General features: G+C 73.6%; 15 protein-coding genes and 1 pseudogene. 7 read left to right on the top strand and 9 right to left on the bottom strand.

The genetic code is table 11. The features are described 5' to 3' along the window. Positions 1–3 precede the first annotated feature (3 nt). The 6 genes from VGL20_20825 to VGL20_20800 form a co-directional block, all read right to left on the bottom strand. On the bottom strand, positions 4–2031 hold the full coding sequence (locus VGL20_20825; protein ID HEY2706133.1) for a DUF4350 domain-containing protein: 2028 nt from the start codon (positions 2029–2031) through the stop codon (positions 4–6). After that, positions 2028–2945, bottom strand: coding sequence for an ABC transporter ATP-binding protein (locus VGL20_20820; GenBank protein HEY2706132.1), 918 nt, complete (start codon positions 2943–2945; stop codon positions 2028–2030). Before VGL20_20820 ends, VGL20_20825 begins: the two co-directional genes overlap by 4 nt. Positions 2946–3010: 65 nt before the next feature. Then, positions 3011–3397 (bottom strand): hypothetical protein, encoded by a 387-nt coding sequence (locus VGL20_20815; protein ID HEY2706131.1) that lies wholly within the window; start codon positions 3395–3397, stop codon positions 3011–3013. Between the two features lie 2 nt (positions 3398–3399). Continuing rightward, the gene (locus tag VGL20_20810; protein ID HEY2706130.1) at positions 3400–4182 is read right to left on the bottom strand and encodes a nitroreductase family protein; all 783 of its coding nucleotides are present in this window, start codon (positions 4180–4182) and stop codon (positions 3400–3402) included. Between the two features lie 49 nt (positions 4183–4231). Continuing rightward, complete coding sequence (locus tag VGL20_20805) at positions 4232–5479, bottom strand: thiolase family protein (protein HEY2706129.1); 1248 nt, start codon at positions 5477–5479, stop codon at positions 4232–4234. Positions 5480–5503: 24 nt separating this feature from the next. Continuing rightward, entirely contained in the window at positions 5504–7207 is a 1704-nt protein-coding gene (locus tag VGL20_20800) for an AMP-binding protein (GenBank protein HEY2706128.1), read from the bottom strand. A gap of 69 nt (positions 7208–7276) precedes the next feature. Between VGL20_20800 and VGL20_20795 the strand changes: the two genes are divergently transcribed. Then, on the top strand, positions 7277–8692 hold the full coding sequence (locus tag VGL20_20795) for a hypothetical protein (GenBank protein ID HEY2706127.1): 1416 nt from the start codon (positions 7277–7279) through the stop codon (positions 8690–8692). Between the two features lie 75 nt (positions 8693–8767). Then, entirely contained in the window at positions 8768–11674 is a 2907-nt protein-coding gene (locus VGL20_20790) for an AAA family ATPase (protein ID HEY2706126.1), read from the top strand. Positions 11675–11690: 16 nt separating this feature from the next. Here the strand turns inward: VGL20_20790 and VGL20_20785 are convergent, their stop codons facing one another. Next, entirely contained in the window at positions 11691–12197 is a 507-nt protein-coding gene (locus tag VGL20_20785) for a flavin reductase family protein (protein HEY2706125.1), read from the bottom strand. Between the two features lie 102 nt (positions 12198–12299). On the opposite strand from VGL20_20785, the gene VGL20_20780 reads away from it, so the two are divergent. Continuing rightward, on the top strand, positions 12300–13430 hold the full coding sequence (locus VGL20_20780; GenBank protein ID HEY2706124.1) for an amidase: 1131 nt from the start codon (positions 12300–12302) through the stop codon (positions 13428–13430). Positions 13431–13432: 2 nt separating this feature from the next. Beyond that, positions 13433–13636: pseudogene (locus tag VGL20_20775) on the top strand (DUF309 domain-containing protein). A gap of 186 nt (positions 13637–13822) precedes the next feature. On the opposite strand, the gene VGL20_20770 reads toward VGL20_20775, so the two are convergent. After that, a complete protein-coding gene (locus VGL20_20770) occupies positions 13823–14068 on the bottom strand; it encodes a hypothetical protein (protein HEY2706123.1) in 246 nt (81 codons plus the stop codon). A gap of 156 nt (positions 14069–14224) precedes the next feature. On the opposite strand from VGL20_20770, the gene VGL20_20765 reads away from it, so the two are divergent. Beyond that, complete coding sequence (locus tag VGL20_20765) at positions 14225–14572, top strand: hypothetical protein (protein ID HEY2706122.1); 348 nt, start codon at positions 14225–14227, stop codon at positions 14570–14572. Between the two features lie 57 nt (positions 14573–14629). On the opposite strand, the gene VGL20_20760 is transcribed toward VGL20_20765, so the two are convergent. Continuing rightward, positions 14630–14842, bottom strand: coding sequence for a hypothetical protein (locus VGL20_20760; protein HEY2706121.1), 213 nt, complete (start codon positions 14840–14842; stop codon positions 14630–14632). Positions 14843–14987: 145 nt separating this feature from the next. Between VGL20_20760 and VGL20_20755 the strand changes: the two genes are divergently transcribed. Further along, entirely contained in the window at positions 14988–16025 is a 1038-nt protein-coding gene (locus tag VGL20_20755; protein HEY2706120.1) for a J domain-containing protein, read from the top strand. Further along, positions 16012–16284: a chaperone modulator CbpM gene (locus tag VGL20_20750; GenBank protein HEY2706119.1), complete on the top strand. Its 273-nt coding sequence runs from the start codon at positions 16012–16014 to the stop codon at positions 16282–16284. Before VGL20_20755 ends, VGL20_20750 begins: the two co-directional genes overlap by 14 nt. The last annotated feature ends 222 nt before the right edge of the window (positions 16285–16506 follow it).

Below are 16506 nucleotides of genomic sequence, written 5' to 3'. Positions count from 1 at the left end.
CGCTCAGCGTCCCCGCCGGCGGAGCCAGACCAGGCCGCCGGCGAGCACGGCCAGGCCGGGGAGGCCGCCGATCGCCACCGCGCCCATCAGGGTGCGGCGCGCCGGGGTGAGCACGAGCCGGCGGAGGTCGGGGTTCTCGCCACCCACGGCGACGACGTCCTCCTCGCCGGCGAGCCAGTTCACGCCGTTGGTGAACAGCCGCCGGTTGTCCAGCTCGCCGAGGAACTCGTTGCTCGCCCACTCGGCGTCGGCCACCACCAGCAGCCGGGTGCGGGCGATGCTCGGCCCCCCGCTGGGCACCCGGGTCTCGCCGCCGGGCTGCACCATGGAGCGGTCGGCGGCGCCGGCGATGACCACCGGGCCGCGCCGGTCGCCCGGCTGCTGGGCGGTGCTCCCGGGGTCGAGGTGCAGGTAGGAGGTGTCGCTCGACTGCGCCACCCGGGCGACCGAGAGGCCGGTGTCCTCGCTGGCCGCGGTGGTCACCCCGCCGGTGGTGACGAAGAGGGCTCCGGTGACCTCCCTCGCCACCGGCGACTCGGTGGGGAAGCTGTTCACCAGCACCGAGGTGGGGTCGCCGGCGAGCCCGCGCGCGGGGTCGAAGACCAGGCCGGGGAGCAGCCTCAGGCCCCAGGGCGTGGTGAGGGGATCCAGGTTGGGGCCGTTGGGCTCGCGGGCGATCAGCATCCGGCCGCTGCGGGCCATCCAGTCGCCGATGATCTGCACCTCGCGCGGCAGCGGCGCCGAGCGCGGGTCGATCATCGCCAGCACGGTGCACTGCGGCGGCACCCGGTCGGCGACGGTGAGGTCGAGTCGGGCGGTGTCGACGGCGCTGTTCTCGAGCAGGGTGCGGGCGGCGTCGTAGCCGGCGGGGCTGGTGTCGTCGAGCTCGCGCTCGCCGTGGCCGGCGAGGGCGCAGACCTGCTGGGGGCGGCCGCGGGCGAGCCGCTGCAGGGCGCTGGTCAGGGTGAGCTCGGTCAGCGGTGAGACCACCTCCCTGCGGCCGCCCACCTCCACCGCGACCTGCCCGTCGTCGCGCACCCCGAGGCGCAGCGCCTCGCCCCGGCTGCGGGAGAGGTCGAGCACCCGGTAGCTGATCCGCGGGCTGGCCCGGGCGAACTGGTCGAGGAGGATCCGGGCGTCGCCGGCATCGCTGGACCCGCTGGGCTCGAAGGCGCTGACCCGCGCCGGCACCGTGAGCCGCTGGAGCACCTCCGCGGAGGCGCGGGAGAGGGTGTAGCGGCCGGCGGCGGTGAGGTCCCAGTGGGCCTGCGCCGGGATCGGGACGAGGTTCACCGCGACCGCGGCGCCGAGCGCCACCGTCGGGACCAGCAGCGCCCTCCCCCGCTCCAGCAGCCGGCGGCGCAGCCGCTGCCCGAGCCCCGCCACCAGCAGGGCGGTCACCGTGCCGGACACGAGGTACACGAGGTCGCCGAGCTCGGGCACGCCGCGGGCGAAGCTCTCGAGGCGGGGCTGGAAGGACAGCGGGCGCAGCGCGTCGACGCCGGCGGCGAGCTGCAGGGCGACGAGCACGGCGAAGCCGGTCAGCCCGGCCACCACCGCGGTCGCGGTGAGTGCGCTGGTCATGGTGCCGACGGCGCAGAAGAAGCCGACGGTGAGCGCCGCCCCCAGGTACGAGGCGACGATCGGCGGCCAGTCCGGCCTCCCCCAGGCGGCGAGGAAGGCGGCGTAGGCGAGGGTGGGAACCAGCAGCCCGAGCATCACCGCGGTGGCCGCGAGCCACTTGCCGACGACCACGCCGGCCGCGGACACCGGCCGGCTGAGGAGCACGTCGAGGTGGCGGCTGCGCCACTCGTCGGCCACCAGCCGGCTGGTGAGGATCGGTGCGGTGACGAGCAGCACGAAGCCCAGGTTGGGGAACCAGAGGCGCAGGCCCGCCTCCCGGGAGCCGTCGGTGACGAGGAGGAAGGTGATCCCGGTGAGCGCCAGGAACGCCACCGCGACCGCATACGTCGCCGGCGTGACCAGCGCGGCCCGCAGCTCCCGACGGGCGACGCGGAGCGCTCCCCTCATCGCCGCTCCCCCGGTGGCGGCGCGGGCGCCTGGGTGACGGCGGCGAGGAAGGCGGCCTCGAGGTCGTCGGCCACCGGGGCGAGCAGCCGCAACCGCCAGCCCCGCGCGCAGACCGCGGCGGCGATCGCCTCCGACACCGCCGGGCCGTCCACCGTGCACACCCCACGCTCCACCCGGCGCACCCCGGGGACGGCGAGCAGCGCATCGTTGAGCTGGCCCGGCTTCACCCCGTGGGCGACCACCCTGACCCGGTGCCCGGCAGCCTCGGTCCGCAGCGGCCGCTCCAGGGCGATCCGGCCCTGGTCGAGCACCACCACCCGGTCGCAGGCGCTCTGCGCCTCGGCGAGGAGGTGGGTGGAGAGGATGATCGAGGTGGTCGTCCGCAGCTCGCCCAGGAGACTGCGCAGGCCGACCATCTGGCGCGGGTCGAGGCCCTCGGAGGGCTCGTCGAGGAGCAGCACGTCGGGCCGGTGGACGATCGCCGCGGCCATCGCCACCCGCTGGCGCTGGCCCTTGGAGAGGCGCCCGCAGAGCCGCCGCTCCAGCGCCGCCGCCCCCACCCGCTCGAGCGCGGCTCGGGCCGCCGCAGCGCGCCGCTTCCGGGGCAGCCCCGCCAGCGCCGCCAGGTACACGACGTACTGGAGCGCGGTGTCCTCGGCGTAGAGCGGCGGGTCCTCGGGGAGGTAGCCGATCCGCGCCCGCGCGCCGACGTCGTGGAGGGGATCGGCGCCGTCCAGCTCGACGCTGCCCGCCTGGGCGCGGAGCAGGCCCGCGAGCCGGCGGAGCAGGGTCGACTTGCCGGCGCCGTTGGGACCGAGCAGGCCGAGGACCTCGTGCTCGCGCAGCTCGAGGTCGACGCCCCCGACCGCGGTGCGGGGGCCGTACCGGATGACCAGCCCCCGCGCCCGCAGCATCGCTGTCACGTCTGGGTGGACCGCGAGGGCCGCGCCCCGGCGCGGCCCTCGCGGATGCCTCCGCTCTAGCGGATGATCGGCGCGGTCATGGCCACGCCGTTGTGGATGAGGAAGCTGCGCACCACGTTGCCCGCATCGCGGGCGTGGCGCACGTCCTGGGTCTCGCGTGCCACCGCCTCGAACGCGGTGATCTGCTCGACGACCAGCCGGCGCTGCTTCAGCCGGATCCGCGGACCCTCGGGGGTGGGGCGGAACAGGCTCTTCACCAGCGTGTCCGGATCGACCCGGTTGGTCTCGCAGAAGGCGCGCAGGGTGTCGAGCTTGCGCTTCATCTCGGCTTCGCCCTGAGCGCGGTTCCAGTGCCGGGCCTGCGCCTCCACCCAGTGGCGCACGGTGGGCATCTCGCCCAGGTCCGCTGGAAGGCTGAACTCGGCGCCGAGCTCGGAGGTCATGGTCACTCAGGCAGTCCGAACTGGCGGGCCAGGGCACGCACCTCGTCGTGCCGCCACTTGAACGGACCCTGCTTCATGATCATGCCGTCCTTCTTGAGGCTGTCGACGACGGCCTCGTCGCGCTCGAAGGGAGTGCCGTAGTGTCCCTCGAAGTACAGCTCCTCGAAGGGCTGGCGCGGCCGCTGCCCTCCCGCCTCGCGATCCTCGGCCGAGTAGCCCACCAGCTGGACCACCAGGGGCACCAGGTGCTCGGGGACGCCGAGGATCTCGGTGGCCCTCGCCTGGTTGACGGCGACGAGCTGGGTGCCCAGCCCCAGGTCCACGGCCGCGAGCAGGGCCTGGCAGATGGCCAGCCCGGCCTCGACCCCGGTGAGCGCCAGCAGCGCGGAGGGGTTGGCGGCGATCGGCTGCAGCACCTGCGGCCAGATCACGTCGTCGACGTAGCTGTGGCTCCAGCCGTGACTGGGGTTGAGGGCGCCGATGTCGACCAGCTCCTTGAGCGTCCTCTTGCCCAGCGAGGGGGCGCTCATGTCCCCATACCAGAAGATCCACACCGGCGCCATGTCCAGCTGCGCGGTGGTGGTCGGGATCTTGAGCGCCTCGCGATCCTCCTCGGAGAGGTCGTCGCGGTAGACGACGATGGCTCTCGACCACGCCGAGTTGACCGCCTGCGAGCAGAGGCGGGCGGCCTCGAGGATGGTCTGGATCTTCTCCCGCTCGACCGGCCGGTACGGCTGGTAGTAGCGGATGGACCTGCGAAGACCGACAACCTGCTTGAACTCCATGCCGTCTCCCTGTGCGCGTCCCGGCGCGCCCTGCTCCTGTCTGAACCCCTCAGCTCGAGAGGATGGTCACCACCATGGCGGCCGCATCGGTGCCGAGGAAGCCGCCGCCGTTCTCCGCGAGGGCGACGCGTGCGCCCTCCACCTGCCGTGCCCCACACCGCCCCCGCAGCTGGTCGACGATCTCGACCAGCTGTCCGCACCCGGTGGCGCCGATCGGATGGCCCTTGCTCAGCAGCCCACCGCTGGGGTTGACCGGGAGCCGGCCGCCGAGCGCGGTGGTGCCGGAGGAGAGAAGCTGCGGGCCCTCTCCCGCGGCGCAGAGGCCGAGCTCCTCGTAGCAGATCAGCTCGGCCGGCGCGGCGGCGTCGTGCACCTCGGCGACGTCGAGATCCTCGGGGCCGAGGCCGGCATCCGCGTACGCCCGCTCCGCCGCCCGCTCGACCGCACCCGGCTCGCCGGGGGAGCGGTCGGTGCCCGACACCAGGGCGCAGGCACGCACCCGCACCGCCGCCCCGCCGTGGCGGCGCGCGTACTCCTCCGAGCACACCACCACGGCGGCGGCGCCGTCGCCGATCGGCGAGCACATCAGCAGCGTCAGCGGCGGGGAGATCTCGCGGCTGGCGAGCACCTCCTCGACGCTCACCTCGGTGCGGAACTGCGCCTTGGGGTTGAGGGCGGCGTTGCGATGGCTCTTCACCGCCACCTCGGCGAGGTCGCGCACCGAGGCGCCGCTGCGCTCCATGTAGGCGCGGGTCATCGACGCATAGATGTCCATGAAGAACGAGCGGTTGCCGTCGACCGCCTCCGCCTGCACCACCCCCGGCGACGCCCCCGCGGCGACCGCAGCCACCGGCTGGGAGGCCCGCATCCGCTCCTTGAGCTCCTCCAGCTGGAGCATGTCCACGGCGGTGCCGATCGCCGCGAAGGAGCGCTGCCTGTCCTCGTGGGTGAGCTTCTCGGAGCCGACCGCGATGGCGACGTCGACGTCTCCCGAGCGCACCGCCATGCAGGCCAGGTGGAAGGCGGTGGAGGCCGAGGCACAGGCGTTCTCGACGTTGACGATGGGGATGCCCAGCAGCCCGGTGTGACGCAGCGCGACCTGCCCCCGGATCATCTCCTGGCCGGTGAGGATGCCGGCGGTGGCGTTGGAGAAGAAGGCCATCTGCACGGCCTCCGGGCCGATGCCCGCGTCGCGCAGCGCCTCCGCCACCGCCTCCTCGGCGAGTGAGCGGATCGTCGAGGAGGGAAACTTCCCGAACCGAGTCATCGCAGCGCCGGCGATCAGGGCATCAGCCATGGGGCGCGCTCCTCGAGTGGGTGGTCACCGGCGCTCGACCGTGTGCCCGGCCTGCTGACGATCCCAGGTCCCAGGGGTGATGCCGCGCTGGCGGAGGATGCCGTACTGGATCCGCTGGGTCTCCGTCTTGGGCAGCGACTCGACGAGCTCGACATAGCGGGGGATGGCGTAGTACGCCATCCGGCCGCTGCAGAAGTCGACGATCTCCTCGGGGGTGGGATGGGCGCCGGGCTGGGGGACGATGCACACCTTGACCTCGTCCTCGCCGAGCTCGGAGCTCACCGCGCAGGCGGCGCTCTCCAGCACCGCGGGGTGCTGGTTCAGCACCGACTCGATCTCCCACGCGGAGATGTTCTCGCCGAGGCGGCGCATCGACTCCTTCTTGCGGCCGCGGTAGTAGAAGAACCCGTCGTCGTCGTACTCGGCGAGGTCGCCGGAGTGGAACCAGCCCCCCCGGTAGGCCTGGTCGGTGGCCTCCGGCATGCGGTGGTAGTAGGTCATCCGGCCCTTGGGGTGGCGGAAGACCAGCTCGCCGACGTGGTGCGGCGGCAGCGGCTCGTCGTCGTCGTCGACGACCCGGTACTCCACCCCCGCCTTGGCCCTGCCGATGGAGCCGACCCTGCCCTCGTCGTTCATCAGGATGCCGGGGGCGTCCACCATCCCGAACCACTCGATGATGCGCACCCCGAAGCGCTTCTCGAACTCCTCCCAGCGGTCGGCCGGGCAGCCGGCGCTGAGCACGGTGCGCACCGGGTTGTCGGCGTCGCCGGGCCGGGGCGGCTGCTTGAGCAGGATCGAGATCATCCCGCCGAGGCTGTTGAACTCCACCGCGTTGTAGCGGCGGCACTCGTCCCAGAAGCGCGAGGCGCTGAAGCGCTCGCCGAGGGCGAGGCGGGCGTCGATCATCATCGAGCCGATCGCCGAGACCAGCAGCGCGTTGCCGTGGAAGAGCGGCAGCGGCGTGTACATGGTGTCGCCGGGCCTCACCCCCGAGGCGCCGAGCAGGATCCCCAGCGGCGAGGTGTCGTAGTTGGTCGCCACCACCCCCTTGGGGGGGCCGGTGGTGCCCGAGGTGTAGAGCATCCCGACCCCGCCGCTGGGCTCGGCGAGGTCGACGTCGGGCTCGCTGTCGGGGGCGGCCATCAGCCGGTCGAAGTCCCAGTCGATGCCGCCGCCGGTGCGGCCGTCGACGACCACGGTGCGGCGGAGCTCCGGGCAGCCCTCGCGGACCGCGAGCAGCGCGTCGCGCAGGTCGTCCTGGAGGATCGCGGCCACCGCCTCGCAGTCGGCGAGGATGTGCTGCAGGGTGGCGCCGCGCTGGGAGATGTTCACCGGCACCGAGTGGGCGCCGATGAGGATGATGCCGAGGTGCGCCCAGAGGAACTCGGGGCGGTTGCCCATCAGGATGGCGACCCGCTCACCGGGGCGCACCCCCAGCTCGAGCAGGCCGTTGGCGGCGCGCAGCGCGTTGGAGAGCACGTCGCGCCACCGGTACTCGGTGTCCTTCCAGAGCAGCCAGGTGGCGTCGGGGTGCTCGGCGACGCGGCGGCGGATGACCTCCTCGACAGGCCCCTGCGCTCTCGCCATCCTCCGCCTCCTCACCCGCACCGGCCGCCGCTGGGACCCCGTCGTGGCGACCGTAGAAATCCGGCAGCCCGCCGTCAAGCCCTGCTCGCCGAACACGTAGACGAACACGTAGTTTTTACGCAGGACCGAACCGCGGTTCACCACGTACTCTCGCCTCCTCGCCGGTTCGCCGACGGGCGGCCGTCCCAGCCTGCGAGCGAGGAGGAGCACATGGCCGTCATCAACGCCGCGCCCGCCCCCACAGCGGAGGAGCAGCGCCAGCTCAAGGCGTTCTTCGAGAAGACCCGCACCGTCCCGAGCCTGCTCTCGACCCTGCGCAGCCGCCGGGTCGCGCGCGGCTACCACATCGAGAGCGGGGCGACGGAGGTCCACGGCGCCACCGGTCACACCCTGCACCAGCCCAAGGGTCCGCTCGCCTTCGCATCCGAGCACCCGGTGATGCCGCTGACCGAGGTCGAGGAGGCGATCATCGCCTGGGCGGCCTGCGGCCCCAACGGCATGGTCCACTGGGACATCGCCACCACCGGCGGCTTCCACGAGCTCTCGACGATCTCGGGTCGCACCGCCGGCGCCCCCGGCAACTCCTTCGCCCACGACCTGCTGATCATCAAGGACGAGGGCGTCTTCCTCTACCGACCCGGCCACGAGCGCGAGAAGATGGTCGAGATCGAGGGCGAGGAGGACTACGGCAAGGTGCTGCGCTGGTACCGCGAGGGCTGCGTGCAGATCCTCGACCACCGGCCCGACGTCGACTGGATGACCCGGGTGCCCGGCGCCCCCAACGCCTCGCTCTTCGGCCCCTACCAGTACAACGTCAACCGCCCCGGCACCACCTGGTTCCTGCCGATCACCGACGTGGGCTGGCTCTACTTCAGCGCGATGCTGAACCTGTTCGACGCCTGGCACCTGTTCTACACCGACGACAAGACCCAGCAGCCCGCCGGAGTGGCCCAGTGGGTGGGCGAGGGCAAGCTCGAGTTCCCGGTCACCATCAGCCAGATCGAGCAGTTCTTCTTCCAGGTCGAGACCTACGTCCCCGGCTCGTACGTGCAGAACATGCGCCTCGCCGCCGAGGCCATGGGCCTGGGCAACTGGATCTTCTGCGGCTTCTTCGACGATGTGCTGATGGGCGCCTATCCGGGCGTGGCCAAGGGCCTGGGCATGTTCACCGAGCCGCCCAACACCAAGGCACCGATGGCCTGCGGCGCGGTGACCGTGCGCGGCATCGAGGGTGTCATCGAGTCGACCTACTGCCCCTCGCCGCGGTACCCGAACGGCGAGACCCTGGTCAAGGCGATGATGGACGACAAGTACGCCCCGGGGCGGCTGCTCTCCAAGGGCGACGACAACTGGATGCTGCAGCACAAGGGCCCCTTCAAGCCCGAGACCGTTCGCGACCTGGTCAACCATCCGGCGGTGCAGATCTCGGACTGGGCCCAGGAGGCGATGGCCGCCTACATCGACTACTGCGTCGAGAACTACGGTCGCTGCCCGGTCACCTTCAACCCCATGCAGTGCAACTTCGGCGCGGTCATCCACCACGTCGACGAGGCCTTCTACGAGAAGTACTACGACGGCTCGTCGCTCACCGACGACATCCGCAACCACATGCGCGACTGGCACTGACGGAGGAGGTCGGCCCGGTCCGGCTGGTGGGTCCCGGCGCGCAGCGGCGCGCCGGGGCCTACCATCTGTCGAGGGATGAGGTCGGTGATCCGGGTGCCCTGGAGGACGAGGCTCGTCGGCCGTGCCGCCGAGCTCGCCGACCTCGATGCGGAGCTGCGCCGCTCCGCCGACGGGGATTTTCGCTGCATCCTCCTCATCGGCGAGCCCGGGGTGGGCAAGACCCGCCTCGCCGCCGAGGTCCGTGAGACCAACCGGCGGGGGGTCGTCGGGCTCAGCGCCCGCGCCCACGCGCTCGGCGCCACCGCCTCCTTCTCGCTCTGGGCCGAGGCGCTCGAGCACCACCTCCGCGGCCTGCCCGCCGAGGAGGTGGCGCAGCTCTGCGGCGGCCACGTCGACGACCTCGCCGGCCTGCTCCGCCGCGCCTCCGCGGTGCGCGGATCGATCCCCCCACGGCAGCCGCCGCGCTCACGGCTGCTCGAGGGCCTCGCCGTGCTGCTCGGCAACCTGGCGGCGCGGTCGCCGGTCGTCGTCGTCCTCGACGACCTCCACCTTGCCGATCCCTCCTCGGTGGGCGCCCTCCACTACCTCGCCGGGAGCCTGCCCCGCAGCCGGGTGCTGGTGATCGCCTCGGCGCGGCCGGGCGAGCTCGCCGAGCAGCCGGTGGCCACCCGGGTGCTCCACGACCTCGAGCAGGAGGGGGTGCTGCGCCGCCTCACCGTCGCCCCGCTCGAGGACGCGATGGTCCACGAGCTCGCCGAGGCGGTGCTCCACACCCCGCCGTCGCGCGCCCTGGTCGACTGGCTGATCCGGCGCTCCCGGGGCAACCCGCTGTTCGCCCTGGGCCTGCTCCAGGAGCTCCTCGACAAGGGGGACGACCTCTCCCGGCCGCGGCTGCGCTCGATCCCGGGCGGGCTCGCCGAGCGGGTGAGCGCCCAGGTGCGCGGCCTCACCGACGAGCAGCAGGCGATCCTCGAGGTGCTCGCCGTGGCCGGCGGCCGGGTCGACCTCGCCGAGCTGCTCCAGCTCGCCGGCCGCCCGCTCGAGCAGGTCGGGCCGGTGCTGCAGCGGCTCACCCGCTCGCGGCTGGTCATCGAGGAGGAGCAGGGGCGGAAGCTCACCTACGAGATCGCCCATCCGCTGATGCAGGAGGTGATCTACGCCGACATCGGCGGCGCCCAGCGGCGGGTGCTCCACCGCCACGTCGGCCGGGTGCTGCTCTCGACGGGGCGGCTCGGCGAGGCCGCCTCGCACTTCGCCCGCTCCGCCGAGGTGGGTGACGCCGAGGCCGTCGAGGTGCTCTGCGAGGCCTTCCGCGAGACCGAGGACCGCGGCGCCTTCCACGAGGGGCTCACCGTGCTCGGCGTGCTCGTGGAGCTCCTCCCCCACGGCGACCGCCGCTGGCTCGACGTCGCCGGCGCCCTCTCCTGGCCGGCCGAGTGGGTGGTCGACCATCGCGCCGGCGCCGGCGCCCCGGCGGGGATCCGGGCCCTGCGCGCCATGGATGCGCTCCTCGAGGGCACCGCCGACCTGGGCCGGCGCGCCGCGGTGAAGTCGCGGCTGAGCAGCTTCCTCTCGTTCGGCACCGGCGAGCTCGACCAGGCGGAGGAGGCCTGCACCGCGGCGCTGGCGCTGTTCGAGGAGGCCGGCGACCGCCCCAACGCCCTGCTCGCCGCGCTCGAGCTCGCCTACACCCTGGGCAACCGCGGCGACCTGCCCGCGCTCGAGGAGGGGGCGCGGCGGGTGCTCGCGGACGCCGAGGCGGTGGGCGACCGCTCCGCCACCCTCCACGCGGTGGGGGTGACCGGCATCGCCGCCTTCTACCGCGGCCGCTTCGGGCAGGCGGAGGAGGCGCTGCGGCGCAGCATCGCCCTCGCCCGCGAGGACGCCAAGCTGTACCGGCTCACCTGGGGCCTGATGTCGCTCGGCTGGCTGCTCGGCTACTCGGGCCGCGTCGAGGAGGCGCTGGCCGCCTTCGACGAGGCCAAGTCCTGCAACCCCAGCTGGCGCGAGGGCAACGTGCTGGAGCTGCAGGCGTCGGTGCACTGGCTGTCCGGCGACCTGCCCGCCGCGGTGGCGGCGATGCAGGACGTGCTCGCCTGGAACCCGGGCGTGCTCGACCGGCGTCGCGGCTCGGGCGCGATCTTCGCCACCCTCGCCGCCGCCGAGATGGGGCTCGCCGACCAGGCCCGCGACTTCCTCTCGATGGCGACCTCGACCTTCGACCGCGAGTGGCTCTTCTGCCGCGAGCTCTGCGTGCATGCCCGGGCGGTGGTCTGCTGGCGGGAGGGGCGCTGCGACGAGGCCCTCGGCCACCTCCGTGACGCCGCCGCCGCGCTGGTGGCGATGGAGGCGCGACCCTTCGCCGGCATCTGCCTGGCCGACCTCGCCGAGCTCGCCGCCGGACTCGGCGAGGCCGCCGATGCCGAGCAGGCCGCCAGCGCCCTCGGCGAGCTCGCGGAGCAGATGGACTGCGATCTCCACCACGCGCTGGCGGGCATCGCGACCGGCTGGAGCGCGCTCGCCGCCCGGCGCGCCGAGGCCGCCACCGAGCCGGCGCGCCGGGCTCGCGACCTGCTCGCCCCGGGCGGCTACCGGCTGCTCCGGGGCCGCGCCAGCGACGTGCTCGGACGCAGCCTCTGCGGCTCCGATCGCACCGCCGCGCTCGCCGCCCTCCGCGAGGCCGGTGCCGATTTCGAGGCCTGCCATGCGACCTGGCGGCGCGACCGCACCCTCGAGGCGATGCGCGAGCTCGGCGGCCGCGGCCGGCGCCTCGCCGGCGCGGTGCTGGGTCCGGGAGCGATGACCCCGCGCGAGCGCGAGGTGGCCGGCCTTGCGGCGCAGCGGCTCACCGCCCGGGAGATCGCCGGCCAGCTCTTCATCAGCGAGCGCACCGTCCACGGGCACCTGGCGAACGTCTACGCGAAGGCGGGGGCCCGTTCCAAGTCGGAGTTCGCCCGCCGGGCCAGGGAGCTCGGACTGTAGCTCGGGACAGCGTGACCTACGCCCCCGGCCGGAACCGCCCGTAGCCACCCCGATAGAAGGCGAGCGGATGCTCCGCGTCGTCCCGGGCCTCCAACGCCGTCACCCGACCGAGCACCAGGGTGTGGTCGCCGGCGGGATGCTCACTCTCCAGCACGCAGTCGATCCACGCCAGCGAACCGGCCAGCAGCGGAGCCCCCGACGGCGCGGCGCTCCACCCCAGGCCGGCGAACTTGTCGACCCCGCTCATCGCGAACCGCCGGCACACGTCCTCCTGGTCGTGGCCGAGGATGTTCACGCAGAAGCGCCCGGCGGCGCGGATGCGCGGCCACGAGGTCGAGCGTGTCGCGGGGAAGAATGCGACCAGCGGCGGCTCGAGCGACACCGCGGTGAACGAGTTCACCGCCAGCCCGGCGGGCCCGGAGTCGCCGATGCCGGTGACGATGGCGACCCCGCTGAGGAAGTGGCCGAGGATGTGCCGGTACGCCTGGTGGTCGATGCCGGCGTGGACCTGGGTGGAGGGCACGGGCTTCCAGCCTCCGTCCATTCAGATGACACGGTTCATTCTAAACTAAAGCCACAACCCGCCCCCGGGGTGGTCCGACCCGACCTTGCTACCGTTGCCGCGGTGAACCGCGACCCGCTCAACGCCATCATCACCCGGGTGGACCCCCCGGCGGAGCCGCACCCCGGACCCCTCGCCGGCCGCACCCTGGTGATCAAGGACCTCGTCGACACCGCCGGTGTGCGCACCACCTACGGCTCGCGGATCCACGCCGACCACGTGCCCGACCGCACCGCCACCGCCGCCCAGCGCCTGCTCGACGCCGGGGCGGTGCTGATCGGCAAGACCAACCTCACCGAGTACGCCTGGGGGGTGCTCGGCGCCAACCCGTGGTACGGCACCGTCCACAACCCCGCCCACCCCGGCCTGACCACCGGCGGCTCCTCGAGCGGCAACGCCGCGGCGCTGGCGGCGGGGATGTGCGAGCTGGCGCTGGGCACCGACACCGGCTGCTCCATCCGCCTGCCCTCGGCGTGCTGCGACACCGTCGGCCTCAAGACCCGCTGGGGCACGCTGCCGATGGACGGCATCTTTCCGCTCTGCCCCACCCTCGACACCGTGGGGCCGATGGCGCGCAGCGTCGCCGACGTCGCGCTGATGTGGTCGGTCCTCGGCGGGCGGCCGGCGCCGCAGCCGCGACTCGCGGGGCTCACGGTCGGCGTCCTCACCCGGCCTCCGTCGGTGGGCGACGGCCGCATCCCCGAGGCCAGCGACACCGCCGAGCAGTGGGTGGCCAGACTCCAGCGGCTGGGTGCCCGGGTGGTGGCCGCAACCGTGCCCGAGCCGGCGGCGAACACCTGGCCACTCTTCTTCGCGGAGGCCGCGAACTCGCATCGCGCCACCTTCCCGTCGCGGGCCGGCGAGTACGGCGACAACATCAGGACCAAGCTGGAGCTCGCCCAGCGGCGCGATCCCGCCGAGGTCGCCGCCGCCTACGCCGCGATCGGGGAGTGGCGCCGTTACCAGCCCGAGGTCGACCTGTACGTCAGCCCGTGCTTCGTCACCGACCTGCCCCCCGAGGACACCGACGAGCTCGCGGTGCGCATCCCCTTCTCCGCCTGGCTGCGCTGGATCAACCTCATCGGCTGGGCCGGGCTCGCCATCGGCAACCTGCAGCTGATCGCCCCGCAGGACGAGACCGTGCTCGCCGCCGGCCTCGCCTGGGAGCGTGACCCAGCGAGCTCGGAGTCCTAGGCGTGGACCGGGGCGGCGACCCGGCCCCTCCCCCACCCCTGCTCGTCGAGGGGGTGCGCCTCTTCAACGAGGGGCGCTGGTTCGAGGCGCACGAGGTGCTCGAGGACGCCTGGCGGGCCGAGCCGGGCGAGGTGCGGCGGCTCTACCAGGGGCTGCTCCAGGTGGGGGTGGGCCTCCATCACGCCTCCCGGGGCAACCTCCGCGGGGCGCTGAACCTGCTCGATCGCGGCATCTCCCGGCTGGAGCCCTTCCGCCCCCGCCGCCTCGGGCTCGACGTCGAGCGGCTCCTCCGCGACGCCGGCGAGGCGCGGCGGGCCCTGGCCGCCCCCCGAGGCCTGGAGGGCTTCCGGCCCTCCGAGGCCCCCCGGGCGGCGCTGGGCCCGGTCGAGCGCTCAGTGGACGTTGACGGTGACGTGGTCGCCGAACCAGCCGAACCAGTTGTAGCCGCCGTAGAGGAGGAAGAGGAGCAGCAGCGCGATGACGGCGATGGCCAGCACGGCGCCGCCCCCGCCCCCGCTCCGGTCGTCGACCACCATGCCGCCGGGCCCGGGCCCGTAGTACCGGCGATACGTGTACCCGCCGCCTCCGAACAGGGTGAAGGCGAGCAGGGCGATGAGGAGCACCAGCAGCAGCGTCACGGATCCACCTCCTGAGCCTGGCGGCGGGTGCGGCCGTGGCAGGCCGTGGACCGGGCGCGCACGCCCCCCTCTCCACCCACCGCGCAGGGCGATGTATCTGATAGGCATAATATCATATGATATGAAGCCTACGTGAAGATCACGAGGTGCGCCGCGATGCCAGGCACGAGCGACGAGCTCCCCACCACCCCGGTCGTGGTTGCCGTCCAGGCGGCCGAGGAGGCGGCGACCGCCGCCATGGCCGCGGGACAGAGCGCGGACGAGGTCGCCGAGGCGGCAGCCCTCGCCGGTGACGAGGAGTGGCTGAACGAGGCCGCCGGCGCCGCCGACCGGGCCGCCTGGGCCGCCGCCGGCGCCGCCGCCGACGCCGAGATCGCCGCCGACCGGGCGCTGGCCGCCGCCGATGCCGACGAGGCCGGCCGCTACGCGGCGATCGCGGACGAGGCGGCGAGCATCGCCGCCACCGCGGCGGTCGAGGCGATCCGGGCCTCCGAGGAGCCCTGAGGGCGATCTCGGGCAGGGACGTATCCGCCGGAACCGGCCGGAACTCGGGTCCGCCGGTCAGCCGTCGGACGCGTCACCCACGATGCGAAGCCGTGGCGCCGCCTCGTCGGAGGCAGTGACGGTCCCCTCCCGGCGGCCGCTCATCACGCGGAGCCGCGGCCGGCCGCCATCGGGGAGCCTGCGGATCAGCTCGCCGATGAGGTCGTTCGCGGTGTCCATCGCCTGCTCGAGGCGGTGCAGCGCGGCGGCTGCGGGGTCGTCAGTCGTCATGGTCCTATCGTAGAACGGGGGACGTCAAAATTCCCCCCTCTGCACAACGTGCGTCCGGCTGCAAGCTTGCAATCCGGGTGGCGACGCGTTTCGACCGCCGGTGGAACGAGTTTCGGAGGCGGGGAACGCGGGTACCTCGACAGCGATGGCGACGACGTTCAAGGACTACTACTCGACACTGGGGGTCTCGAAGAGCGCGACCCCGAAGGAGATCAAGGCCGCCTTCCGAAAGCTCGCCCGCAAGCACCACCCCGACGTCAATCCCGGGGACGCGGCCGCGGAGGCGCGCTTCAAGGAGATCAACGAGGCCAACGAGGTCCTCAGTGACCCGGACAAGCGGAAGAAGTACGACGCCCACGGCGAGCGCTGGGAGGAGATCGACGCCTGGGAGAAGGCGGGGCGCCCCGGCGCCCAACCGGGTTCCGGCCCCTTCGGCGGCGACCGGCAGGGCTACGGGCAGCCCTTCCGCGGCGGCCAGGCCGAGCCCCAGTTCGAGTACCGCTCGATGTCCCAGGAGGACCTCGAGGACCTGTTCGGCGACAGCGAGCCCTTCTCCGACTTCTTCAACGGCATGTTCCGCGGCCGCGGAGCCGGAGCCGAGGGCGGAGGCGCGCGCGGCGGCACCCGGACGCCCCGGCCGCGGCGCGGGTCCGACCTCGAGGCGGAGATCGACATCTCCCTCGAGGAGGCCTACAACGGGACCACCCGCACCCTGGAGATCGCCGGCGACGCCGGCACCCGCCGGGTGCAGATCCGCATCCCCGCGGGCATCACCGACGGTGCCCTGGTGCGCGCCGCCGGCCAGGGGGGGCCGGGCGCGCAGGGTGGCGCGGCCGGGGACATCCTCGTGCGCGTGCACGTCCTCCCCCACCCCCGCTTCCGGCGCGAGGGCGACAACCTGTACACCCGGGTGGAGGTGCCGCTCGACGTCGCTCTGCTCGGCGGCGAGGTCCAGGTGCCCACGCCGAGGGGCACGCGGGTGCAGCTGACCATCCCCCCGGGCACCCAGAACGGCGCGAAGCTGCGGCTGCGCGGCCTGGGGATGCCCCATCTGAAGGGCGGCGGCAGTGGCGACCTCGTCGCCGAGGTCGACGTGCGACTGCCGGTGCCGGTGCCCCCGGAGGCGCGGGCCCTCGCCGAAGCGCTGCGGGAGAGCCGGGAGGGAAGCCATGCCGGCCGCTGACGGGAACGGGCGCCGCGGGGTGCGGCGCCGCGAGCTGCAGACCTACGCGGCCAACGGGCTGCTCCTCCTCGGTGAGGGCGGCCCCACCGAGGCCGACCTGCGCCGGGTGCGCCGGATCCGGCGCCTGCGCCGCGACCTCGGGCTCTCCTACGAGGCCATCGAGGTGGTGCTGGCGCTCGTCGACCGTCTCGAGGCGGCCGAGCAGCCGCCCCGCCCCGAGCCGCGTCCCCTGGTGCGGATCACCGTCATCGGACGCTGAGCCCCGGCCCCGGTCAGGGAGGGGCGCTCCCGGGCCAGTGTGAACCCGCTTCACCGCCGGCTACCCTGGACACATGGCGGAGGAGGGACACGCGACCCTGCGCCGGATCATCCGGCCGCTCCGGGTCAGGCCGGGCAGGAAGGTCTCGGTCGCGGACGACTTCGACCCGCGCGCCACCGGCGGCCTGTCCGACAGGGAGGCGGCCGAGCCGCTCACGCGGCA

Source organism: Candidatus Dormiibacterota bacterium (genome assembly GCA_036495095.1).
In the GTDB taxonomy this organism is placed as follows: domain Bacteria; phylum Chloroflexota; class Dormibacteria; order Aeolococcales; family Aeolococcaceae; genus CF-96.
This window is presented reverse-complemented; position numbering and strand designations above follow the sequence as displayed.